The 22,137-nt window shown below is 46.9% G+C and carries 23 protein-coding genes; 1 reads left to right on the top strand and 22 read right to left on the bottom strand.

All coding sequences use genetic code 11. The features are described from left to right. The first annotated feature begins 5 nt into the window (after nucleotides 1-5). Nucleotides 6-920: a site-specific tyrosine recombinase/integron integrase gene (xerA, locus tag VK497_03015; protein ID HMI09348.1), complete on the top strand. Its 915-nt coding sequence runs from the start codon at nucleotides 6-8 to the stop codon at nucleotides 918-920. 3 nt (nucleotides 921-923) lie between these two features. Here xerA and VK497_03010 read toward each other — a convergent pair whose 3' ends face one another. The 22 genes from VK497_03010 to VK497_02905 form a co-directional block, all read right to left on the bottom strand. Next, nucleotides 924-2,126 (bottom strand): hypothetical protein, encoded by a 1,203-nt coding sequence (locus VK497_03010; protein HMI09347.1) that lies wholly within the window; start codon nucleotides 2,124-2,126, stop codon nucleotides 924-926. A gap of 1 nt (nucleotide 2,127) precedes the next feature. Then, nucleotides 2,128-2,829: a prepilin-type N-terminal cleavage/methylation domain-containing protein gene (locus VK497_03005; GenBank protein ID HMI09346.1), complete on the bottom strand. Its 702-nt coding sequence runs from the start codon at nucleotides 2,827-2,829 to the stop codon at nucleotides 2,128-2,130. Next, nucleotides 2,816-3,466, bottom strand: a complete 651-nt coding sequence (locus VK497_03000) for a hypothetical protein (GenBank protein ID HMI09345.1) — start codon at nucleotides 3,464-3,466, stop codon at nucleotides 2,816-2,818. The genes VK497_03005 and VK497_03000 overlap by 14 nt, the downstream gene beginning before the upstream one ends. Next, entirely contained in the window at nucleotides 3,457-4,206 is a 750-nt protein-coding gene (locus VK497_02995; GenBank protein ID HMI09344.1) for a prepilin-type N-terminal cleavage/methylation domain-containing protein, read from the bottom strand. The genes VK497_03000 and VK497_02995 overlap by 10 nt, the downstream gene beginning before the upstream one ends. Nucleotides 4,207-4,252: 46 nt before the next feature. Then, entirely contained in the window at nucleotides 4,253-5,134 is an 882-nt protein-coding gene (locus tag VK497_02990; protein HMI09343.1) for a prepilin peptidase, read from the bottom strand. Between the two features lie 121 nt (nucleotides 5,135-5,255). Then, entirely contained in the window at nucleotides 5,256-5,585 is a 330-nt protein-coding gene (locus tag VK497_02985; protein HMI09342.1) for a hypothetical protein, read from the bottom strand. A gap of 154 nt (nucleotides 5,586-5,739) precedes the next feature. Beyond that, on the bottom strand, nucleotides 5,740-6,195 hold the full coding sequence (locus VK497_02980; GenBank protein ID HMI09341.1) for a type II secretion system protein: 456 nt from the start codon (nucleotides 6,193-6,195) through the stop codon (nucleotides 5,740-5,742). 83 nt (nucleotides 6,196-6,278) lie between these two features. Next, on the bottom strand, nucleotides 6,279-7,490 hold the full coding sequence (locus VK497_02975) for a type II secretion system F family protein (GenBank protein HMI09340.1): 1,212 nt from the start codon (nucleotides 7,488-7,490) through the stop codon (nucleotides 6,279-6,281). A 4-nt stretch (nucleotides 7,491-7,494) separates the two neighbouring features. Then, nucleotides 7,495-8,565 (bottom strand): type IV pilus twitching motility protein PilT, encoded by a 1,071-nt coding sequence (locus VK497_02970; GenBank protein HMI09339.1) that lies wholly within the window; start codon nucleotides 8,563-8,565, stop codon nucleotides 7,495-7,497. A gap of 16 nt (nucleotides 8,566-8,581) precedes the next feature. Continuing rightward, nucleotides 8,582-10,345 (bottom strand): ATPase, T2SS/T4P/T4SS family, encoded by a 1,764-nt coding sequence (locus VK497_02965; protein HMI09338.1) that lies wholly within the window; start codon nucleotides 10,343-10,345, stop codon nucleotides 8,582-8,584. Nucleotides 10,346-10,357: 12 nt separating this feature from the next. After that, nucleotides 10,358-10,600, bottom strand: a complete 243-nt coding sequence (locus VK497_02960; protein HMI09337.1) for a hypothetical protein — start codon at nucleotides 10,598-10,600, stop codon at nucleotides 10,358-10,360. Continuing rightward, nucleotides 10,597-11,304 carry a hypothetical protein gene (locus VK497_02955; GenBank protein ID HMI09336.1) on the bottom strand — a complete coding sequence of 236 codons (708 nt, stop codon included), beginning with the start codon at nucleotides 11,302-11,304 and terminating at the stop codon, nucleotides 10,597-10,599. The genes VK497_02960 and VK497_02955 overlap by 4 nt, the downstream gene beginning before the upstream one ends. 1 nt (nucleotide 11,305) lies before the next feature. After that, on the bottom strand, nucleotides 11,306-12,031 hold the full coding sequence (locus VK497_02950) for a hypothetical protein (protein ID HMI09335.1): 726 nt from the start codon (nucleotides 12,029-12,031) through the stop codon (nucleotides 11,306-11,308). Further along, nucleotides 12,031-13,077 (bottom strand): type IV pilus assembly protein PilM, encoded by a 1,047-nt coding sequence (pilM, locus tag VK497_02945; protein ID HMI09334.1) that lies wholly within the window; start codon nucleotides 13,075-13,077, stop codon nucleotides 12,031-12,033. Before pilM ends, VK497_02950 begins: the two co-directional genes overlap by 1 nt. A 59-nt stretch (nucleotides 13,078-13,136) precedes the next feature. Beyond that, on the bottom strand, nucleotides 13,137-15,533 hold the full coding sequence (locus VK497_02940) for a hypothetical protein (protein ID HMI09333.1): 2,397 nt from the start codon (nucleotides 15,531-15,533) through the stop codon (nucleotides 13,137-13,139). After that, nucleotides 15,520-16,050, bottom strand: a complete 531-nt coding sequence (locus VK497_02935) for a hypothetical protein (protein ID HMI09332.1) — start codon at nucleotides 16,048-16,050, stop codon at nucleotides 15,520-15,522. The genes VK497_02940 and VK497_02935 overlap by 14 nt, the downstream gene beginning before the upstream one ends. 81 nt (nucleotides 16,051-16,131) lie before the next feature. Next, nucleotides 16,132-17,463, bottom strand: a complete 1,332-nt coding sequence (locus tag VK497_02930; GenBank protein ID HMI09331.1) for a hypothetical protein — start codon at nucleotides 17,461-17,463, stop codon at nucleotides 16,132-16,134. 313 nt (nucleotides 17,464-17,776) lie between these two features. Continuing rightward, nucleotides 17,777-18,121 carry a DUF1801 domain-containing protein gene (locus VK497_02925; GenBank protein HMI09330.1) on the bottom strand — a complete coding sequence of 115 codons (345 nt, stop codon included), beginning with the start codon at nucleotides 18,119-18,121 and terminating at the stop codon, nucleotides 17,777-17,779. A gap of 15 nt (nucleotides 18,122-18,136) precedes the next feature. After that, nucleotides 18,137-19,054, bottom strand: coding sequence for a hypothetical protein (locus VK497_02920; protein ID HMI09329.1), 918 nt, complete (start codon nucleotides 19,052-19,054; stop codon nucleotides 18,137-18,139). 162 nt (nucleotides 19,055-19,216) lie between these two features. Then, on the bottom strand, nucleotides 19,217-19,402 hold the full coding sequence (locus VK497_02915) for a hypothetical protein (GenBank protein HMI09328.1): 186 nt from the start codon (nucleotides 19,400-19,402) through the stop codon (nucleotides 19,217-19,219). A gap of 146 nt (nucleotides 19,403-19,548) precedes the next feature. Next, nucleotides 19,549-20,970: a hypothetical protein gene (locus VK497_02910; GenBank protein HMI09327.1), complete on the bottom strand. Its 1,422-nt coding sequence runs from the start codon at nucleotides 20,968-20,970 to the stop codon at nucleotides 19,549-19,551. A gap of 5 nt (nucleotides 20,971-20,975) precedes the next feature. After that, the gene (locus tag VK497_02905) at nucleotides 20,976-21,986 is read right to left on the bottom strand and encodes a hypothetical protein (protein ID HMI09326.1); all 1,011 of its coding nucleotides are present in this window, start codon (nucleotides 21,984-21,986) and stop codon (nucleotides 20,976-20,978) included. Between the last annotated feature and the right edge of the window lie 151 nt (nucleotides 21,987-22,137).

The raw sequence follows: 22,137 nt of genomic DNA, 5'->3' as shown, positions 1-22,137 counted from the left end.
ATACTATGTACACGTCTGAATTAATTTTAGATTATATTGAACACCTTGAGGTAGAAGGCGGCCGCTCTGCCAAAACGGCCGAGAATTATAAGCTATACCTTGAGCGATTCGTTGAGTTCAGCAACGATATTGTCGTTAGTAAGATCACGTCAGAAATTGTCCGTAAATACCGGCTTTGGCTCAATCGCTACAAAAATGAACAAGAGGACGAGCTAGCGACAATCACCCAAAGTTACCACCTGATTGCCCTTCGCGGCTTCTTAGGCTATTTATCAAGACGAGATATTGAAAGCCTTAGTCCTGATAAAATTGAACTTCCAAAGGTGTCCCGTAAACAAGTAACGTTCTTGCATTACGACGAAGTCGCTAGGATGCTCGATATTATCCCTTTGGAAGATGAGGTTGGGCTTCGCGATCGTGCAATTATCGAACTTCTCTTCTCTAGCGGGTTACGCGTATCCGAACTAGTCAATTTAAACCGGGACCATATCAATACCAAGCGTCGCGAATTTATGGTTCGCGGAAAAGGCCAAAAAGACCGGCCTATATTCATTGGCGAAGCTGCAGCGGTTCGGGTTAATGATTACCTCGCGACACGCATAGATAATCTTCCGCCCCTCTTTTTAAGCTACAGCCGTAATAACACCGTTACTAACAGTGGCGATTATCGACGACTCACCGCACGCAGCATTCAGCGAATCATCACAAAATATGCCAGGTTAGCCGGCATCACAAAGCATGTCAGTCCTCACACGATGCGTCACAGCTTTGCCACCGATCTACTTATGAATGGAGCGGATATCCGCAGCGTCCAGTCGATGCTGGGCCATAGCAATATTAGTACGACACAGGTATATACGCACGTTACCGACGAACACCTACGCGAAGTTTACGAAAAGTTCCATAGCGATACCGACTAAACGCTACGGCAGGCAACTAGCACTGGAGCTATACCCGATGTTCGTATCAGTTACGCTAAAGTTCTTACACAAGTTCCCCGCAAGATTGATCTCGGCATTTGGATAGGTGAAGTCACCTCGAAGCTCAACGCGCGCGACAACACGACGGAACAAATCATTTGCTCGTCCAGTAGAATCAACTTCTGGCTGTACCCCAGAAAGCTTTACGTCTCCGCCCGCACTATCTTTTAATTTTACCTGGAAATGCGCCTTGTTATATAGAGCGCTCAATCGCAAGAATGCGTTTCGATTGTTTACGTCACCGTCTACTGGATCAGGAATCTTTAGACTTACTTGGCAGGCATAGCCTCCGCCCGCAATATTTGATTTACAAAAGATAGGCTGAGGAGCATTGGTGGGATCACGACGGACATCAACCAAAAAGTCTTTGTCTACCGTCGGAGGAAGACCTGCGGCTGACGGATACAGGAACAGTGTATTGGCGTCACTTCTTCCCCCTCCGCCACTTGCATCAAGATCGGATAACTTGAAGGTACTGCCGAGCTGTATAAGTTGAGCCCGCATTAATGCTGGAGAATTTGTTTTCCATTTCGTACCGACTCTTGGCAAAGTTACGTTTGCTCCCGTATCTGGAAAAGCGATGTCTAAGTTGCCTGTTCCGGAAAGATCTTGGTCGCTAAACCAACTAAGTTCAACTTTGCTGAATGCCCGGTCTCCCTTTAGAGGAATAATGACGGATTCATCGTTTTCAAGTTGCCCCAGGTAGTCTGCCGTATCAACTGCGATTTTCACGCATGTATATGCTTGGTCTAATTTTGCCGCATTATCCGTTGTGGTCTGTTGGATAATCGTCTCGCCGCCCGTCTGGTTGACTATCCCGCTTTGGCCAAGCGTATTACAGGCCGTCTGTAATGTACCAGGCACCAAAGCTAGCGCGGCAGTAACTTGTCCGCAGTTAACCGAAGGAGCAGCAGTCCCGTTACGACAAGACTGGTCTAAAATCAAAAGCCGTTTCGCATCTTCGATACCCGCCTGAGCAGAATCATACGCACTTTGCGAAAGATCGCTTGCCGTAGCCTGACGTTGATCTTTTACCATCAGCTGGACAAAACTAATCGTTATAATTGTCAGTAATAGCGCACTAAAAATTACAACAAAAAGCGACACTGCACCTGACTGGGATAGTCGCCGGTTTTGTATCTTCATGCTAATTTCCCCCTGCTTTGTTACCTGCTCGCGCAATAATATCGAATTGGTTGACTGAACAATAATTTTCATTTCCCTGACCGTCAGCCGGTGGTTTGCATGACGTATCGCCCGTGACTAACTCTGCCCTATCGTTCGTGCCGATTACCATTGAAATTGCATACAATGTTTGGCCAATCGTTAGATCTTCAGCGCCCTTCGTAATCGTGAATTTATGCATCGCTAAATCCCGATCACCACTAACCAGCATATCCGTCGAATTTGCTCTTATGACCGTATCTGATATTGGGGCTGTACAGAGTGACGCGTTAGGGTCGGAAATTTTTGCGAAACGAACCGGCGTTCCATCTTCATATTTGCTAAAGGGAGCCGGAGCGCCAGGATCACCCTTTAATGCGCTTCCGAAGTTCCACGCATACGTATACCTGCCTAGACACAATCTGCCGCCTCCCAACCGAACAATATACTTAGTCGCGGGTGCAGCTGAATTGACCTCAAATGGCGAGCTCGCCGATATACTACGCTGTAATTCTTCGCTTACTGCTCTTCCCGCCTGGTTGACTTCACGAAGCGTAATACCTTTCGTGTAGATATGGCTGACTTGAATCGTTGTCATCGCGATTGCAAGTAACAGTAAAGATATGAACGACATGGCGAGCATTAGTTCAATCAGCGTAAATCCGTCTTTTTTAACGTGGTTCATATAGCCTCACAATCGTTCCCAGCGTTACAGGTGCCGCACTACCCGGGCTTTCCCAGCATGCTCGAATATGGAAATCAACAAAACCTGTCGCATTCGCTAGCGTTGACGGAACGGCCTCGATCCAGATACCATACGTACGCGCAACAGTTAAGGCATTGGGTGGATTGTTATATTGCACTTGGGCGAACGGGGGTAGAGAGATTCCGGCAGGTGGTGTCATAGCTGGTGTCGTCCCTAATATAGTTGCGGCTCGTGCATTTAGAATGAACGGCCTTTCACCTGGCGTTGTCGTTGGGCAGACAGTCCCCGTCGTTTGTCCGAATGCCGAAGCCTGATTAGCGCCTTTACCTGTCGTTTTGTTCGTCATCTTCACCCACTCGGCGGCTATACCAGTAGGAGCAGCTCCTCCGGTCTGAAAACTCGTGACATATGCCTGATGAATATAACGGATTGCTTCGGCCTGTGCGTCAATTTGTGCTCGCACTAGCGTAATTTCAAGCGATCGCTGAGCAGTTGCTGTTCCCTGATTCATAATTGTTAATGTTCCAACGGCAACCATAGCAAAAACAGTGACTGCGAAAAGAACCTCGATAATCGTGTCTCCGCGTTCCTTTTGCCAGAATTTACCTAATCGCATATATTATCACCTTCTGATGGTATCTCGATTGCTGTGCTACTACTGGCATACGCGCTAATTCGGATTGCCTGCCGGCTGCCCACGAATGATCCGGCATCGGCATTAATACAAATGTCTTTGTTGGTTTTAAGAATTCCACCAGCGACAAAGCCATTCAAATCAGTCTGCACCCCGTCTTTTACAAAGGTCATTACGGATCCACTAAGTGGCGAGCGGATAATCATCATCGAAAATGGCTGGAGCGTTGTCGTTTTTGGCTTTACGATCTGCGCGCCCCATTCAACTTGGCTATTTTCATCATCGATTGGTGAAGTTCCAAGACGATAGTTAGTCGTGATTTCGGCAAGATCAGTCGGTGCAGGTGGCGTCGTAAGTGATGTGCGATAACCAACCACGTTCGAAACATTCAGGTCAACTCCGTTGTCGGCTACCGTTAAGAGCCGTCCCATCAACACGCATTCACTTGTCCCCCGTGGCTGCGGGGATGGAACACTATCAGGTGGTTCTGCGACTACCGCGTTCGCGCAGGAAGCATTTCCACTACGGCTATTGACCACATTCGTTGTCTCGTTATACTGCTGCTGGATAAAACCCTTAAAGGTATTCACGCTGTCCCGGTATCGCTGCTGGTTAATCGATACCCCTGACCCCACTAAAATGGCGACAGCTAACATACCCGTAACCGCTAGGAATAGCATCACTTCAATGATCGTAAAACCGTGTTGCGTTTTGATGCCCATGTGCGCCCATTATAGCATAAGAACTATGAGACTATAAGGGCTGAGATTACAAAGATAACAGATTCATGTAGGCATCAACGATGTCTTGGCCCCACAAGCCCGCAATGACAAAACCAAGAATCAAAAGCGGACCGAATGGTACTCGTGTCGTTCGCGTTAATTTGCCGGCGATCATACCCGGTATGACAATCAGACACCCAATAAGGTTTGCGGCAAATAAAGCAACGATCGCCAGTTTATAGTCACCAAGAAGCAGCGCCAGGGCAAGGCCTAGCTTCACATCGCCAAAACCGATCCACTGCCCTCTTGATAAGAGCCAGATTACAAGATACAGACCGCTGAGGATGAGTACTGCGAACCCAAGATTAATAAGAGCACCAGTAATGTCTGGAGCAACACTTACCGTAATGATTGCAAACAGTGCACTTACGCCGATAAGCGGAAAAACAGCCTTATTAGGCAACAAAAACCACTTTAGATCATAAGCGAACAAGATCGCTAAAATTACTCCAGCTATTAGCCATAGACCAAAATGAACAACTTCGGAGTAAGATGCTAGTTGATCTGGCCACAGTAGATACGAAGCAACAAAAAACGCAGCCGTACCTAATTCGATCAAAGGTTCAAACGAGCCAATAGATTTTTTACAATAGCGACACTTTCCACTCGTACTTAGCCAGCTGACCAAAGGGATGAGATCATACCAAGCCAGTGTATGTCCACAATGCAAACAACGTGAACGATCGTCCGTTGCCTTTGCCTGCGTTAAGGGTATGAGCGTTTTGTATTCTTTTTTGTCGTACTCTTCCCCGTCTTCTTTATCCTGAACAAGCTGGCGTGCACGCAATCGCCACACAGTTGCCCCGGCAAAACTCCCCATAACTAGTCCTAAGACCGTTAGGACGACACAAATATATGATTGTTCCATAAGCATTATCATACGCTAGTTTTATCCATAAGAGAAAGCCTAGCCATAAAATTGAAGTTGCCCCGCCATTTCTGACGGGGCTATACTTCAATCGCAGCGGCGATTTAGCCCCGATGGGACTCTAGCGGGTCTCGTATCCGGGGCTGCCGTACAGGCGCTCGTTCCACGCGCAGTTGGCCGTGGAGATGGTTCCGCCGCCGGCGTTGAACCACGAGCCCCAAACCCACCGCGAGCCGAGCGTGAAAATGTTCTGACACAGGATGCGGACACGGAACTGACCGGGGCCGTTCCCGCAGTACGCGTAGGGGCCAACCTGACCGATTCCGGCGGTGCACTGCGATGCGGCGCTCGCCTGGGGGGCGAGTACGCCGAACTGCAGCGTCGTGACACATGCCGCAGCCGCAACTGCGGTAGTGATGCGTCGTCTTACCTTGCTCGAATGTGCTTCCATACTTTCACTCCGTGTTGTCTCGAAGGATGCTGCAACTGAAGAATATCTTAAATTATATCACACCGACAAAACGCTATGAAAATAATGTATACTTCCTTATACCAAAACGAGACTCATATGAGTCTCGTTTTGAAGAAATATTATTATATTCCTGCTAGTTACTTACGCAGTAAACGCCACCACCTTCAAGTTTGTACTGAAGGGCAACTTTTCCGGCGCCTTGGCCTGTAGTGAGAGCCTCGCCGTTACAGACAGCCCGTGTTGTAACATAGATCTCAGCCTTACTATCGAATTCAGTTGGATTTGATGCAAGCCTAAAGCTGTAGTCAGTACCGTTAGGATCTGTGAATGTGTCGCCTCCAACCTTAAGATACTTTGTGATAAACGCAGTATCAAAAGTTGGAAGTTGGTTACGATTATTCGTTTGGTAGTTATTAACAGCCGTTTGAGCACGCGTAACATCGTTCTTACGTTGTGTATCACGCTGGTTACGCTGCAATGCAGGTAAGGCAATAAATACCATCAAGAAGATTAGTCCGGCAATTGCGAGGACAAGGACCACCTCGATGATTGTGAAGCCTTTTTCTTTATTTTTCTGTTGTACGTTCATAAAATCTTTTCCACCTTTCTATGAACAAGTTAGTGTTGCGTATTAACGCTTATGCTTATAGTACCCTAGCTTAATGCGCTTGTCTAGACATTTACATCGTTAACTAGGCTATAGATCGGAAGTAAGATTGCGCCCACCATACCACCGGCTACTACAGCCAAGATAACCATCAGGATTGGCTCGATAGCCGTAGAAATTGCTTTTATCTCTTCATCGAGCTCGTCCTCGTATACTTGGGCAGTCTTGCCCATCATTTCGTCGATCTTACCAGACTGTTCGCCAATTTTGATCATCTGGGGAACGAGCGACAAAATATAATCTTCTGGCTGCAATGCAGCCGAAAGCGCCTTACCGCCTTTTACTTTCTCGGCCGCCCGGTCAATACTTCTAGCAATAATCGAGTTATTGACCGCCGTACTCGTAATTCGTAGCATATCGAGCATGGCTACTCCTGTCGCAAGAAGCGTCTGTCCCGTGCGCGAGAGACGTGCCATGTAAAGCTTACGGAACATCTTGCCAAATAAAGGTACGTTAAGCTTGAAGGTATCTTTAAACCTGATACCACTCTCTGTCTTGAGATACTGAATGAAAAAGTAAGTACCGACACCTGCCAGGATAATTACCAACCACCAGAAATGCGCCAGGAAATCTGCCGTTGAAACCATTGCCTGTGTTAGGAATGGTAACTCCTTTTTAAGGTCGCGGTAGAGTTTCTCTACCTGTGGAACTACAGTAAAGAGCATGAAACCCATAACGCCAAAGATAACGACGAGGACAATCAACGGATACGTTAAAGCACCTTTAATCTTGCTCATCGTTGCCGCATCTTTTTCCTGTTGCGCCGCGATCCTCTTAAGTGAGTCGTCAAGCGTACCTGATGCTTCACCTGCCGAAATAAGGGCTAAGAAGACATTGTCGAAGACATCTGGATGCTTTGAGAATGATTCGGAGAGCGATTTACCCCCTTCGACCGAAGCCACGATTTCTTCAACAACCGCCTGAAGGCGCTTGTTATCGGTTTGTTCCATTACCGTGTGCAAGCTCTGTGACAAAGGCAGTCCAGCTCCAATCAACGTTGCAAGCTGCCTCGTAAAGACAATCCTATCTTTTGTGGTAATGCGACCTGTTAAACGACCGAAGAGACTGCCATTTTCGTTGGATTCTTTGATATCAAGCGGCGTAAACCCCTGAGCGATCAGTAATTTTGCCGCTGCGCCTTCAGAGTCGGCCTGAACGGTTGCCCGGACCATTTTGTTGGTCGAGTTATCTTTCGCTTGATAATCAAATTTCTTCACCTGGTTAGCCTCTCATCAATCGTTCAAATTCAGTTAAGTCGACAGCGAAGTTCCGTGCTTCATCATAGGTTACCGTACCACTTTGAATAAGGCTGACAAGCGTACGATCCATCGTTTGCATTCCTTGGTCTGCACCCGTTTGGATAACCGCGTCAAGCTGGTGGGATTTACCCTCGCGGATAATATTACGAACAGCAGGATTCGCGATAAGTACCTCGGCGGCAACGACACGACCACCACCAATAGCCGGCACCAGGCGCTGTGAACAGATTGCCATCAGGATGTTTGAAAGCTGCGCCCTAATTTGTGGCTGCTGGTGCGGCGGAAATACGTCGATCATACGATCAATAGATTGGGCTGCACTGTTGGTGTGAAGCGTTGCGAAAACCAAGTGTCCCGTTTCGGCAATCGTGATGGCGGCGGAGATCGTTTCAAGGTCACGCATCTCACCAATCAGTACGACATCCGGGTCCTGGCGCAGGCTTGAACGAAGCGCAGCCGAGAAACTATAGGTGTCATAGTGGACTTCACGCTGAACGATAACCGATTTTTTAGATTTGTGCGTAAATTCGATAGGATCCTCGATTGTAATAATGTGGTCGGCGCGTTCAGTGTTAATCTTGTCGACAAGCGCCGCAAGTGTCGTTGACTTACCAGAACCGGTTGGACCAGTCACCAAAACGAGTCCGCGGGGATAGTCAGCAAAACCCATAACGACCGGCGGCATGCCAAGTTCGGTCACGGATTTAATCTCGTTAGGAATTAAACGAAGCGCAGCGGCTAGGTTGCCGCGTTCGTGAAAAGCGTTTACGCGAAAACGACCAAGCGTTCCAAAGGCAAAGCTAAAGTCAAATTCCTTGTCCTTCATCAGGATCTGTTGCTGATCCTGGTCAAGGATCGCAAATACCAACGATTCAACCGCTGGCTCGTCCATAGGATTAAAACCGGGAATTGGCGCTAGCCCGCCATCGACACGCAGCATAGGCGGAAGACCTACTTGCAAGTGAAGGTCCGAGGCGCGTTTTTTAACGACTTCCTCAAGCAGTACTTCTATCCTTAGTTCTTGGTTGTTCATCTTGTTTCCACCCTTCTTATGCTGTATCTGCTGCCACGCGATTAACTTCTTCAATAGTTGTGAGACCCTGCAATGCCTTTAGGTAGCCGTCCTGGCGCATCGTCACCATTCCCTGTTCGACGGCCTTGCGCTGAATTTCGGAACTTGTTGCCCGGGCAACGATGAGATTTTGGATTTCTTCGTTGACGTCCATCACTTCGTAAAGCCCAGCACGCCCAAGATAACCTCTTGGCGTCTGCGGGGTATCTTTGCCCTTGACTAAAGTATAAGCGCTTTGGCCCGCTAGGGGCAAGTCTTTATAGCCTAAATCTGCAGAAACGCGTGCAACATCAGCTTTTGTCTTCGGTAGAAGATGCCCGATCGTTGCTAGAATGTTCTGGGTTTCAATCGGTGAAGATTGGTAGCTATCACGTTTTGGTGATACCCGGCGCACCAGACGCTGTCCAATGATCGTATTCACCGTGCTGGCAATAAGGAAAGGTTCGATATTCATGTCGAGAAGACGAGGCAACACTCCAGCAGCCGAGTTGGTGTGCAGAGTACTGAATACAAGGTGACCCGTTAGCGCCGCCTGTACTGCCAAGTTGGCAGTTTCGGCGTCACGGATCTCCCCTACCATGATAACGTTCGGGTCCTGGCGAAGAATTGACCGTAGGCCCGTTGCGAATGTCAGCCCAACATCGGCGTTTACCTGAATTTGGTTAACGCCATCCATTTTGTATTCAACCGGATCTTCAAGCGTGACAATATTGATGCTGTCATCTTTGATCTCTTTAATAAGCGCGTACAAACTAGTAGATTTACCCGAGCCAGTAGGACCGGATGTTAGAACCATGCCGTTTGGTTTTCGGATGCCTTTTCGGATCATACGCAGTGCGCGGCCCGCATACCCCATTTGTTCAATATCAAAGGTGTTGCCTGATTTATCCAGTAGACGAATGACCACTTGTTCGCCCCAAACGACCGGGCTAATCGCGATGCGAAGGTCGACTTCTTTGCCGGCAACTTTGACCGTAAATTGACCATCCTGTGGAATACGGTGTTCATCGATTTTCAGGTTGGATAAAATCTTTATACGGCTCACTAGGGCCGGTTCGATTGATTTTGGCAGCTGCATGATCTCCCGAAGCACGCCGTCAACCCGACAACGAATCTTTAATGCCCTTTCTAATGGTTCGACATGCACGTCACTAGCCCGTGATTTAACCGCGTATTCCAAAATTGTCGATAGCGCCCGGCTAATCGGCGAATCTTGAACAATGGTTTTAATGTCGCCGTCGCTATCAGCCCTCGCTTCTTCCTGTGACGCTTCGGCAGCTTCATCAACGCTCGAAAGGTCGGTGCGGTATTGGTCAAGTACGTGCCTAACACCAGCTTCAGATGCCATGAAGACTTTTACGGGACGCTGGACGCGGTTTGCAAGATAGTCTACAGCCTGGACGTTATTAGCGTCAATCATTGCCACAGCTAGACGGTTTTGCACTTCCGCAAGCGGAACTGCCATGAAGCGCTCTGCAATATCCTCAGGTAATAATGCCAGTACCTTCTCGTCAATTAGGCTATTGGTCAAATTAACATAGGGTACGCCTGAAACCTGCGCGATTGCATGCGTCAGTAGTTCGTCATCAACGATTCCTTGCTCCGTTAAGGCGGCGAATAGAGGCTTATTCGTCTTGGCAGCATCGTCTTCAGCACCTCGAATGGCTTCTGCCGTCACCAACCCCTCTTCAGTCAGAAGAGCAATCAATTTTTCTTGAATATCACTAGTAAGAAGCGCCATATCAGTAGCGCCCTATGGTTGACTGCCCGCAGATTGTCCGTCACCACCAATAATGACCTCAACCGTTGGGTTTATGGCGTTAGTATTAAATACCGTCTTGTCTGGTTCGGTAACTTCCGATGTAATTGGTTCGGTAGTTTTCACTTTGACGGATTCGTTTTGCACATCACCAAGTACAGCCTTGGCAACAAAGTACGCGATCAAGACACTGATTGAAGCGATAAGGATGATCATTGCTATATCTGATTTTTTCATGGCTTTACCGTCTTATCTTTTAGTTCTACTGATTTTGCTGGTTCGTAGAAGGCATGTCCTTCAACGGTGAGTACAAGCCGAGCGCCCTGTGTTTCTACGGTAAGCGACGTGATATCAATTGTGCGGATTGAACGTTCCATGCGCTGCAAAAGGTCTTTTAGGGCATTCGCGTTAGCTAAGTCGGTACTGACTGCAAAGCGGAAAGTAATCTGTTTCTGACCAACCACAGCCTCTGTGCTACTTGCCGAAGCGTCCTGGACGTTTTGATCCGATTGTGATTCAACTCCCACAACCGGGTCAACATTCAATGATTCAAGCTTTAGTGCCCCATCATTCAAGAACTTTTCCTGGAGCGAAGCGCCGAGCGCTGATGAGTTTGCTTCGGAAGGAAGCGCATCCAGAACCACCTGAACAGGCTGTGTCTCGCCAGGTGCCATTGAATCTTTCAGCGCCTGGTTGGTATTCAGCACGCGTACTTGGTTCTTTAACTCGTCGATGGCTTTGTTATTCTTGACCAGCGTTGAGGCGGTTTTATCTTTTTCAGCGAGGACTTTTTCATTAAACAATGCTTTTTGCACAAGGAATAACGATAGAACTGCCGCAATGCCGACAACCACCGATACGGCAGCCACCCACAAGAACATCATGCGGTTGGCATTCGCGATTTGTTGACGTTTACGAAGAGCAGTGTCGCCAGTTGCCATATTAGTTATCCTCCTCGGTGTCACTAGCTTTTTGCGTGAACAAACTGGTTGGCACGCCCAGGAATGAATCCGTTACATTCGTCTTTGTTGGCGCCACAATCTTAGCGTCTTGGGAAAGTCGCGAGAATAATTCTGGAGAATACGTGAATGTTAAAGCGAATCGTAGCACTTTTGTTCCACTTGCATCTTCGCCATAACTGCGGTCACTGTCACTTATTTCGCTTGCGAGTGGAATTGACTGGTTACTTCCATCTTTCGCGAACTGGAAAGTCGTTGCTGCAATTGTCTTTTTAAATACCTCTAGTGCTGGATAGCCGTTTTTTGCTTGTGCTTCGACTTTAATCGTATTGGCACTTGAATCAAGAACGAGATTGGTTATTGCCACGGTGTTTGGTTCTGGCGGATTAATAGTCGCTAAAATATCGAAGATACGTGAGTCGATGTGCTTGTCATCGTGCATTTTTGATAATTGCGCTAATTGGTTCTGGATAGTCAGCGTGTTTGAAATATCTGGTATACTACTTAGTTTTTGGCTTTCGCTTTTAATAGTACCGTCACTGATCACGCTTCTTGCAGTCTGAACGGCAAATACCCATAACGCAAGTACGACAACAATGCCAACCGCCGCGATTCCAACAACAATCGCCATCGAGATAACGCCGGCGCGTACACGCTGAGCTTTAATGAGTTCTTGTTTAACGTCGGGGACAAGGTTAATTTCAATCATTACTTGTTCCTCCGTTGCGCGAGGCCAACCACCGTTGCAAATTCAGTCGCGATTGCCGCAAGTTGCTGTTGGTCTGACTGCTGAACGCGAACTTTTTGCCATGGATTTGCAGGTACGGACTGAACACTCGTTTTTGAACTAACGTATTCACCAAATTTAGGCACGACACTTGCGTATCCAGCCAGCAAAATACCGCCTACTGGCGTATTCGGGTAACGTGTCTGGAAAAACTTAATCGATTTCGTGAGTTCAGCCGCGAACCCTTCGAGAACGCTTTCGACAGCGTGGTACACCTGTCCTTCTAGACGATCGGGAGCTAGACCGAACTTTAGAATAAACTGGCGCGCCTGGTCTTCCTCAACGTTCAGGTTTTGAACGGCAGCCTTGACGAGCGAATGAAGTCCCGTAGGGATCGTACGGACCAAACGTGGCGCATCACCAAAGGTTACTACTAAGTTAGTCGAGAGTTCACCGACATCAATAATCAAACGCGCATCCTGAATACCGGTTGGGAGCAGCGATCGGACCATTGCAATCGGGTCAGGTTCGGCGGCAATAACATTTAGTCCAAGCCCTTCGATAAATTCCAGACGTTCTTCGGCATAACTGTTGGCCGTGCTTGCAAGAAGGACTTCTTGTTGCTGCGGGTTATGTGCGGATTGTCCCAGAAGAACCCAATCAACCTTTGCTTCGTCAATTGCCATTGGGATGTATTGGTCAATTTGGTATTTGATCGTACTTTTCAGTTCGGCTTCCGGCATGACGGGAACGTCAATAACGGTTGTGAATGTTTTTTGGGATGGAAGCCCAATCACAACGTCCTTCGTTTTGATGCCGCTCTGCCCCACTGCAGTCATAATAATCTCGCCTAGGCGGCGTTCTGACTCTTTAGAGCTTGCACTTGTCGTTTTTAGATCAACTGGCGCGTATCCGTAGTGAAGAAGCGTCCAAGTATCTTGACCGCTGTTACTTAACTGCACAACACGTACCGCATTGGTACCTATATCAAGTGCAAAGAAGTCGCCCACGCCTTTTAGTAATGCCATATTGCTTTTCATTATACATAAGCGGTACGCTCCGAAGCAAGGGCTTTTGGAAAGATTGTCTAAAAGCGAGGTGGTAACTCTTTAGAGTAGACGGTTTGCGCTTTGCCGTTCTGCGCTGCCTGGGTACGTCCCCATACGTAGGCGTCGCCTCGTAAGTTAAATACCTCTGCCGGGTCACCAGCGGTCGCTGCGGTCGAGCCAGAGCCTCCGGTACGTCGTAGGTATAGATGCGCGGTTTCAACCGGTCCGTTCACCGTCAGCCTATTAGGGCAAATCGTCGAATTAAGCGGTGCGGCTAAGGCAACATCGATACAGGTATTAATCGCACCCGTCGCCCCGGTAGTCAGCAGCCATGCGTCAATTCGTCCAGCCGAACCTCTTATGTCGATCTTGTTCGCAATAATCACCACCTGAGGTATTTGATTTATGTTATTAAATGTATCACCCGCGACACCCTGATAGGTAATATCCCCAGTAATCGTCACCGTTCCAGTTGCTCTAATAACTATCTTCTTTCCCTTGCCGGCTTGTTGTCCGATGGTACTCGCGTTGATTGTTAAGTTCGCCGTATTGTACGTTCCGCTTGCAAGAGATCCTAAATTACTATTCGGTGCGCCCGCAGAAGGAGCGGCCATGAACTGGGCAGATAACGCAACGGACGGAGGAAGCGTAAACGATCCATAACTCGCCGCCCCGCTGTTATCCCTGTTAGCAAAAGTAAGTAAATTCCATGTAAAAGCCTGGCTTGGCGTGCCATTATTCAGTCCTGATCCTGACGCAAATCCAGCGATTGATCCTGTCGCGATCACTCCATACTCGCCCCAGCTACCATATTGATTCGCATCAAATGGACTGACGCTCGTTTCTATTTTTCCAGGTGTCGTAGCAGTGCCGCGTACTCTTATATCCCCGCCCCACACCTGCAATTTTGGTTTTCTTGCGATTTCGGAACATTCGATATCATTCGGAGGTACGGGCGTAGTGCGCGTCGTAGGGCTGGGGTTAGTCAAAAACACGCCTAAACACACTCTGCTACCGTAAATTGCCGGATCGGCTGCAGCTGACCATGCGGGGAAATTAAACCCGCCCGCCGGAATAGTCAAACCATTCCTCCTATCGTCAACATGAATACGCTCACCCGCATCATATCTGCCATTCCGATTAGTATCGGACCACACCAGCCGCCTGGCATCCACTTGCGCGGGACTATTCATCGCGCCCACATAGGTAATCGAGGATGTCCCCGTTAATGTTTGGCCAGGCATTGCAATATCAGGTGACAATGTGACATTCGGCCGGACTGTCGAAGTGAGCGCTGTCTGGCACTGCCGAAAGAAGAAGATGTTATCAAATGGAATTTTGAACTGTAACGTGTTGTCATAGTACAGGTTATAGATGCGCAGTTTATATATTTCACTCCCATTAGCCGTGAATGAAAATCTGGTTGTCGCCTGGCTAGCGCCCGTTGGCCTCCAGACATTATTAGCAATCGGAGCAATCTGCGTCGCGGCGCCTGAGGCTAAATTGAGGTCTACCGTACCAATGTACGCGCCCGTTGCACGGTTATGCCTAAGTAGCTGTACGCTAAATGGTTGTGGCTGCACGTCATAATTTCCGTTGTTATCAGCGTCATATATATCAAATGTTTCCCTGCGGCTAATCCCTGCAGCCAGGCTACAGTCGGGCCCAAAAGGAATATCAATATCGGTATATACCCGGAAAGGATTGGGTGGATTTGGCGTCACGGGATTATTGCCCGGTATAGGATAAGATGGCTGCAATCCAAAACTTGACGCCGCCGTGTTGCTGTCCTGGCTAATGTAAGATCCGGCTGGCGCTACAATTTTAAAACCGTTCGCAAACTCACCACCCGCACCACCTAGAACCGCGTTGGCGCGGATTCGATACTTGTACATACCCGTATCTGGATCTAGCTGCACCGAATCAGCAAGCGGGCTGTTAGCTACCATATTCAGGGCGTGAGTCGCACATGCACCCGCTCCGCTATAGTCCCAATATCCTTGGGCGAACCTTATCGACACGCCGTCGGGCCGTATTAACCGGTACTCAGTCGCCGGTGTTCCTGCCGGCATGTTCGGCGCATAATTCGCGTCACTGTTCGCAATAGATGTCTGTGTATTTACGCACAAATCTTTGTTCACGATCTGGATTGTTCCATATCTAGTTGGCATGTAGACCAGGATGTCCGTCTGGTTAATCCGGGTGAAGTCATCGTATGAAACAACATATTCCATCTGACGCGAGGCGTTTGGATAACTATCTCCATAGGCAGCAGCGCTACCGTTACGAATATACTCAACTCCCGTATTATCAAATTTCATTGGACCTTGCCAGGTCGCGGCATATGCAGTGTGCGTCAAAAGCATAGCCGACACTCCCGTCAATAAGAATGCTGCTACACCGACAAGGATTCCTGTAGTTTTAACGCGGCTCATCAGGTTGCGCCTCTTTCATTTGTTCTAATACTTCTTTGGAGTAATTCGCTTCAAGAAATTTTTGCTCTTTTTGGCTGTATTCCTCGGCTTTTGCATCATTATGAAGCGCCTTGTATATATCAATCAATCCGACATAATAGCGGTAATCTTTGAGATCCAGATCATTTTCATCAGCCACCTTTTGTGCGGTCAGTAGAAAACGTTCCGCATAAATATTTTCATTACCCGCCTGGAGGTCGGTTGCGATTGTCGCATAATAAACTGCGCGCTCCTTGGCATCCTGGGGTACTGATTGCTTTGCCAAATCCTGAGCCTGTTTAACGCGCACGTTATCCGAATTCAGGTGGCTAATATCCAGATAACTTCCTTTTTGATTCACGAACCACCATGCGGCTAGGCCTGCCAAAACAAGAATAAGTAAAATAATAACAATCTTTAGCCAAAGTTTTTTTGATGCACGTTTAGACCCGCCAGTGATGACGCCCATATCTTTACCGGTCGTTTTATCTTCGTTCATACTTCTTATGCTCTATGATAGCATATTGACCGATGAATACCGGGCGAATTATTCAGTACGAACAACGTAGATATATCAGGCTTAACCCTTAAAGTATCGCCCGAGTAATGCACTCGCTGTCTTTGTCGCTCGTACAGATCGTTCCGTCAAAGGATCGTAGGATTTTAGTTTCTCAAGGTAAGCAATCTTCTTTCTCCAGATATCCCCCATCTCCTTAGCCGTAATAGTAGGATTTGCATCGTTCTTTTTTATATCAGTAAACGTGTCTTCGTATCCCGATCCATCAGAATCTTCTAGCGCTGTAGCTCCAGACTCCTTAGCTAATTCATAGTGTCTACGAGCTGACGTACCTAGTTTTGCAGATCGTATTAACTTAAACATGTTAGTTTTTTTATCGTGACCTTGTAGTCTTTCAGGAAACATAGGTCCATCTATTATTTCGTTAGCGACTATATTTTCGACGATCCATCCTGACTCGTTTATAGCCGTAGAAGTTTTAACACCATCTGTTTTTAGATAAATACCAAGAGCAAATGCAAAACCAGATTCTTCTATATACGCTCCTGGAAATTTATCTGGGTCATCCTCTCTGTATAGCTGACGGCGGCGAATTTCGTTAACAGCCACGGCCTTCGTCGCATCATCTAGCTCGCCTAAGGGTCTGCCGCTAGCCCAGTCGACTGTCAGCAATGAATTCGCATGAACAATATACGCGTCATGATTCCGCACGCTCGAGGCAATGTTGCGAACGACACCTTTAGAGATGAATGTCGTGTCAGCATCTACCCACAAGATAGGATGATCAAATCCATAGCCTTGCTTGACACTGTCAATCGCAATAGCGTCCATATAATTTGAGCGAATTACGCTCATAAACAACTCGTCTTCCGGTAAAATTTGTAGTCCGCCCTGAATTCTTAGGTCGTCATTATCTATTTTTTGCAGCTTATCTACCAAATAATCGTAGTTCCGCTGGGCTTCGGCCTTGACCTCATCTTCATTGTCTGACGAATATTTTGCATTTGCCCACACGACTACATCAACAGAACTCTCTGCTGTTGCACTCACCTTTTCTATAACATCAGCAAGCGTATCAGGATTTTCGGTAAGAATAGCGACAGGGACACCTATCGTGCCCGATGTTTCGCCTTGCTGTTTACGTTCTTTGACGTTTCTTAGCAAGGCATAGTTCGGCATCATCGTCTCAAGGCCCGCTGCTTCTTTTTCAGCGTCAGTATATATTCTATTTAGACCAAGTTTGCGCTTGCCGCGCATAATTGCAAAATCTTCTAAAGCACTGCTAAGTTCAAGTTGGTTTATTCGTTCCCTGTTAGTCGTTTGGCCGGAATAATTCTCACTAGAATGCCTAGGAGATTGAGGATAAGGTTGGGGTGGTAAGGTATCGAGCGACATACGTATTTATTTTATGAATGATTTATACTTAATTTAGCACAAAAATATCATTTTGTCAATCGTCTATCTCTGTCGTAATGATGCTACGGGTTCACTTTCTATCGACATAATGAGCGTAACTCACCTACCTTTTAAACTAGGAAGCCTATGGTAGTAGGCGCGATTATCCTAAAACTTCAGTCTAGCCTACGCTCTCTAGAAAGAACCGATTCTGCAAAATACATCTCCTGACAATGCTTCTCTATGACACGAAAAAAGTGACACTCACGCCCATGCATTAAGTGCCACCCTTACGCGCTATCCGAACTATCCCTTACAGGGTGCTGCTTGCTTGCCGTAGTATGTTGGCAAGCTGTACGTAGTTAACGCTTTGGCCTTCGGTAATATCAACCGTTTTGCGCTCACCGTTGCCCATGGATCGTAGCAAGCCTTTTATTTCAGCAACGTTAGATGCATTAAACACCATGAATGCCACCGTGTCTTTACCGACATGAATGACCGCGGCATAATGACCGTTTTTCAGATAATGCGGCTTGCCGTACTGTAATCGCTCTTCGGCATCTGGTATAACTTGCATTATCATTTTGCGAAGCGATTGGCAAACATCTTGCTGCCACGGTTGACTCTTTTGTATATATTGAGTAACTTCTTCGTTCACATATTCCCCTTTCAGTTATTTTGACGGAAAGCTAATAGTCGTACTAATTGCAGCGTGGTCGGTGCCACCTACCCATATAACCTCTGCGATCGTATAGCCAACCTGATTAAGTGTCAGCGTAGCATCGTCATCGTTGGGATCGAACCGAACAAGTTCGCGACCGTCCCCTGGACGCGCATACATCTTGTCGAATTCCATAGTCGGGAAACGCCCCAATATCTGAAGAGCCTTGCCTGCCGCACGAGCCATCTTACCCGCTACTTGCACATTATAGGTAGTTTCACCATCAGCGACAATCGGTGTGTAGCCTTTATCTCGCCACATCGCTTTATCTGATTCGGTTGGCCCATTTGCCTTATTGTGGTCGCCGCCACTTATATCAATGTCCACTGTCCCATCATTGGCATTGGTTAGCCCGTCAAGTACAGCACTCATACCAATCATATGCACTCTTCGTGCTTTCGGCCCTCGCAGCGGAGGTGCAAATCGCTCAGAACTGAGCCGTAACACTCGCCCATCAGGCGTTACTGCCTCAACAACTAACGTTCCAGCATCGCGCTTTTGACGCTTACCAGGCCTGCTCTCAATTCGGCCATCAAAACGGTGAGCAACCGTGTGTCTAACTTCTAGGCCTGGACTAACAGCCCAAATAATATCAATATCTTCGCTTTCGCCACTTGGAACAACGGCTTTGTAGCCTTGTTTCTCGATAACCTCCACTACATGGCTTCGCACGCCAGGCGTCACTTCGCTGAAACCGACTAACGCTAAATGGTCCTCTTTAGCGGGTAGAATCCGTTCAGCCGTTTCTGAGTCTTGAAGAGCATCGCCAAAGCTCGTGTTGAGCATCGTCACACTCACCCGCTCACCGTTGAACCCCTGCTCTTTCTCTGGGGTTAAACTGGGTTGAGTGTCAAAAGGTGCGGTGCTCATGATATAAATAAACATTAGCACATTACTTGCTATTTTGCAATAGCCCCCCTCTGTTATAAGTAGCCAGGTGAGCTCTATTCAAATCGGCATAGTGAGTTTGCAGCCCAACCACCTTTTATTTACAGTGCTAGATAGGCAGCAGAAGAGAACATTATTTATAATTTAATTAGTAATTAAGTCTTCAGCCAACTTTTGAGGGTCGTAGCCTTGCATCTCGAATTGCCTTCCTTGTTCAAAACCGAATAGATTATCGAGCTTATTCACCACTATCCATGCATACCATTCCTCTAGGCCTTCCGAGTCATTTTTCGTTAGCATTCTCTCAAAATCAAAGAGAAACAGCTTCATATAACTCCATCATAGCAAACTTTAGTCGCCTCTGTTAAAATAAGCTCGTATGTATTCTATTCAAATCGGCATAGTGAGCTCTCAACCCAACCACCTCTTAAAAACAAAGCTTAAACTTTTGATGATGAAAGAAGCAAATGTAACACCTAGCTACTGTAGACACTACTAGACTGCTCGCCGTCTCCAAGCCTAAATCGATCTCTTTGGGCTAGATGGACTTTAGGTGATCGGTATGATCGAGAGATACGTACTAGGGCCGGCCTGGCATCGAGTATGGTATGTTCTTTGTTACTCAGATTGCTAGCCCCCCTCGCCGTGGTCACAATTTCATCAATAGTTGTTTCGAAATCATAATCAACCGACGAATGCGATCCCGTAATATGCGCCTCGCTATGAGGAGCCGCTGGCGCATCGTGCGCTCTAAAATACGCTCTTACAGGCACAGGCAGGTCGCTACGAAACGACGGGTCGCCGGGCATCCTATCTAAACCACGCGTTATTCGTTCGTTATTCGCAACTATAAGTTGTATTTCGACCGATGAAGCGAACTGAGGAAAGCTATGTCTAAAACCGGACGCTGCACTCTGTAATTGGCTGCCGCTTATCGTCCAGTCATCAAGCAGAATTACCCTTAGATCGCTTGCGTCTTTAGTAGCAATTTCTGAAGAATCAGTAATTAGCCTGCCTTTATATTTTTCTACTTCTTCGTCAGAAAAATGAGCAAGAATATTATCCAGAAGATAGTCATCACTTTTGATTTCTTCCTTTTTATCCCTGAAATGGCTAAATTTTTTAGTAATGCCAGCTAGTGCCAGTATTTGCTGCTCAGGATGGCGATCAAGCAGTGCCTTCCAATAGAGAGCAATCCCGGTCGTTGCTTCTTGATATTCTTTCTCACCTATAAAAGTAAGATTATCGTGTAGGCTCTTAGCTGCGGCGCCAGATCCATCACCAAGTTTCCTTCCGCACGCCATAGCAGTTTCAAGATATGTATTTAACTCATCAAGTACCTCGTGCTCCGTACGAGAACCTTCTTCATTAGGAGACTCCCAATATTTAACAATATTGGTGCGCTCCTCATTGATCTGTTCACTCAATCGCGGTCCGTCCTTTACTACATGATCTATTTCCATACGATCCAGGATATCTTCTGGGTTTAATTGTTCAGAATGGGCGACTGGATCGATAGCAATATGGTATGAGGCCTCAATAGCCACTTGTTGCCGTGTGATAGCTCTTTGGACATCATTAGCAGTTCTTTCTCCCGCCGGTAGATCGACATCAATTGAGGCAGGAATCGTACTAGCACCTGAGGCTAGGGCTGCAACTTCCCCGCCGTCTTGTTTTTTAAGTATATTATAAATAAACTTGCCAACTTTTTTTGGCCAATTCTTCTTGTCCTTAAGTCCTGTTGCAATTTCAACTTGCTGAACATCTCCGTAGAGTTTTATGCTCTCCATACCAGCAAAAGGATTGTCGTATATCGCTGGAGGCTTCTCCTCCGTTTGATAGACAGAAGATGTAGCTAATACTTTTTCTGATGGCATTGCTCTAGCAAGTTTATCCATAATAATTACCTTGTATGTGAAACCATTAGATGTTCATACGCGGATGTATCTGTCAGAAGTAAATCTAAGTTTCGTATAGCCTCAGTAGCTGGCTGCATCGGGCGCGCATCAAGGTTTGCTGTATAGTCTTGTATAGCCTGCAAAGCATATTTGCGTTTGAGCATCTCCTCTAGAGGAAATGACTCATTGACAGTATCAGGTTCAAGCTCAGCGCTAGAGTGGATTAAGCTCTTTGGCGAAGGAATAGGGCCTGAAAAAGTATCCTCTAAAAAGTGCACCGCCGGATTACCCATTACGGTGTCCGTAGAGGTCATTCTGCTAGATTGGCCATCCGCATAACCAGGGACTTCCGACGTCTTTGATATGAGATATCGTGGCTCCATATTAGGAAGTACATTACGTACACCCGGCAGAATCGTACCGTACATTCCTATATCCGCAAGTACTACATTGGCATCAACATCATGAACGCCGACTTGCTCAAGATACTCTCTCAATGTAGCCGGAGGAGTATCGTAAACAATCGTTCGTGTTAAATATGCATACACAAGTTGTTCAGGATCTTCATTACCATAGTCAAACTTTTTTTTCAGGATGTTGGCCGCATGATATGCACCAAGCCCATCCCGAGCAGCAAAAACAATTTGCCTACCCCCTGCTTCTTGAAGAAGACTATCAGCAAAACCAGTAATAACCGGCGCTACTTTTTCCCTGGCGGCTTTATATAGTTCGTAGGTAAGTTCAACTGCCTCATGTCTAATATCATCTGGCATGTCCTCTAGAAGTGGGTCGTTCTCGATTTCCGCTCGAACATCATCCCAGTCTTCTGTGATTGTTTCTCGTTGAGGTACAGTATCACCTATCTCTTGTATTGGATCTTCGTTCTTTCGCTTAAAAACCAATTCTCTCACCGCCTTACCGAAACCTCGCAATCGCCCGGCGCTACTTTCATCAATAGGATAATCCAGAGGGGAAGCCTTGGATTCATCAGGAGGAAGATCGTTTTTATTAGTCATTTTTAATATGCTTTTTGTTTTGTTAATTCTTACTTAATAATTTAGCACAAAAAACTACTTTTGTCAATGACTCTTCTCTGTTGCAATAGGATTATGAGTTCACTTTCTATCAGCATAGTGAGTTTGTAACACAATTGCCTTTTGAGCTGAA

The organism is Candidatus Saccharimonadales bacterium, assembly GCA_035317825.1.
Classification (GTDB): domain Bacteria; phylum Patescibacteriota; class Saccharimonadia; order Saccharimonadales; family Saccharimonadaceae; genus DATHGB01.
This window is presented reverse-complemented; position numbering and strand designations above follow the sequence as displayed.

What these genes read in the sequence shown, in the direction of transcription:
- VK497_02990 (HMI09343.1), bottom strand. Translation starts at nt 5,134, where the DNA reads ATGGAACAATCATATATTTGTGTCGTCCTAACGGTCTTAGGACTAGTT.
- VK497_03005 (HMI09346.1), bottom strand. Translation starts at nt 2,829, where the DNA reads ATGAACCACGTTAAAAAAGACGGATTTACGCTGATTGAACTAATGCTC.
- VK497_02985 (HMI09342.1), bottom strand. Translation starts at nt 5,585, where the DNA reads ATGGAAGCACATTCGAGCAAGGTAAGACGACGCATCACTACCGCAGTT.
- VK497_02955 (HMI09336.1), bottom strand. Translation starts at nt 11,304, where the DNA reads ATGGCAACTGGCGACACTGCTCTTCGTAAACGTCAACAAATCGCGAAT.
- VK497_02935 (HMI09332.1), bottom strand. Translation starts at nt 16,050, where the DNA reads ATGAACGAAGATAAAACGACCGGTAAAGATATGGGCGTCATCACTGGC.
- VK497_02970 (HMI09339.1), bottom strand. Translation starts at nt 8,565, where the DNA reads ATGAACAACCAAGAACTAAGGATAGAAGTACTGCTTGAGGAAGTCGTT.
- VK497_02940 (HMI09333.1), bottom strand. Translation starts at nt 15,533, where the DNA reads ATGAGCCGCGTTAAAACTACAGGAATCCTTGTCGGTGTAGCAGCATTC.
- VK497_02930 (HMI09331.1), bottom strand. Translation starts at nt 17,463, where the DNA reads ATGTCGCTCGATACCTTACCACCCCAACCTTATCCTCAATCTCCTAGG.
- VK497_02965 (HMI09338.1), bottom strand. Translation starts at nt 10,345, where the DNA reads ATGGCGCTTCTTACTAGTGATATTCAAGAAAAATTGATTGCTCTTCTG.
- VK497_02995 (HMI09344.1), bottom strand. Translation starts at nt 4,206, where the DNA reads ATGGGCATCAAAACGCAACACGGTTTTACGATCATTGAAGTGATGCTA.
- VK497_02905 (HMI09326.1), bottom strand. Translation starts at nt 21,986, where the DNA reads ATGACTAATAAAAACGATCTTCCTCCTGATGAATCCAAGGCTTCCCCT.
- VK497_02910 (HMI09327.1), bottom strand. Translation starts at nt 20,970, where the DNA reads ATGGATAAACTTGCTAGAGCAATGCCATCAGAAAAAGTATTAGCTACA.
- VK497_03000 (HMI09345.1), bottom strand. Translation starts at nt 3,466, where the DNA reads ATGCGATTAGGTAAATTCTGGCAAAAGGAACGCGGAGACACGATTATC.
- VK497_02960 (HMI09337.1), bottom strand. Translation starts at nt 10,600, where the DNA reads ATGAAAAAATCAGATATAGCAATGATCATCCTTATCGCTTCAATCAGT.
- VK497_02980 (HMI09341.1), bottom strand. Translation starts at nt 6,195, where the DNA reads ATGAACGTACAACAGAAAAATAAAGAAAAAGGCTTCACAATCATCGAG.
- VK497_02950 (HMI09335.1), bottom strand. Translation starts at nt 12,031, where the DNA reads ATGATTGAAATTAACCTTGTCCCCGACGTTAAACAAGAACTCATTAAA.
- xerA (HMI09348.1), top strand. Translation starts at nt 6, where the DNA reads ATGTACACGTCTGAATTAATTTTAGATTATATTGAACACCTTGAGGTA.
- pilM (HMI09334.1), bottom strand. Translation starts at nt 13,077, where the DNA reads ATGGCATTACTAAAAGGCGTGGGCGACTTCTTTGCACTTGATATAGGT.
- VK497_03010 (HMI09347.1), bottom strand. Translation starts at nt 2,126, where the DNA reads ATGAAGATACAAAACCGGCGACTATCCCAGTCAGGTGCAGTGTCGCTT.
- VK497_02915 (HMI09328.1), bottom strand. Translation starts at nt 19,402, where the DNA reads ATGAAGCTGTTTCTCTTTGATTTTGAGAGAATGCTAACGAAAAATGAC.
- VK497_02920 (HMI09329.1), bottom strand. Translation starts at nt 19,054, where the DNA reads ATGAGCACCGCACCTTTTGACACTCAACCCAGTTTAACCCCAGAGAAA.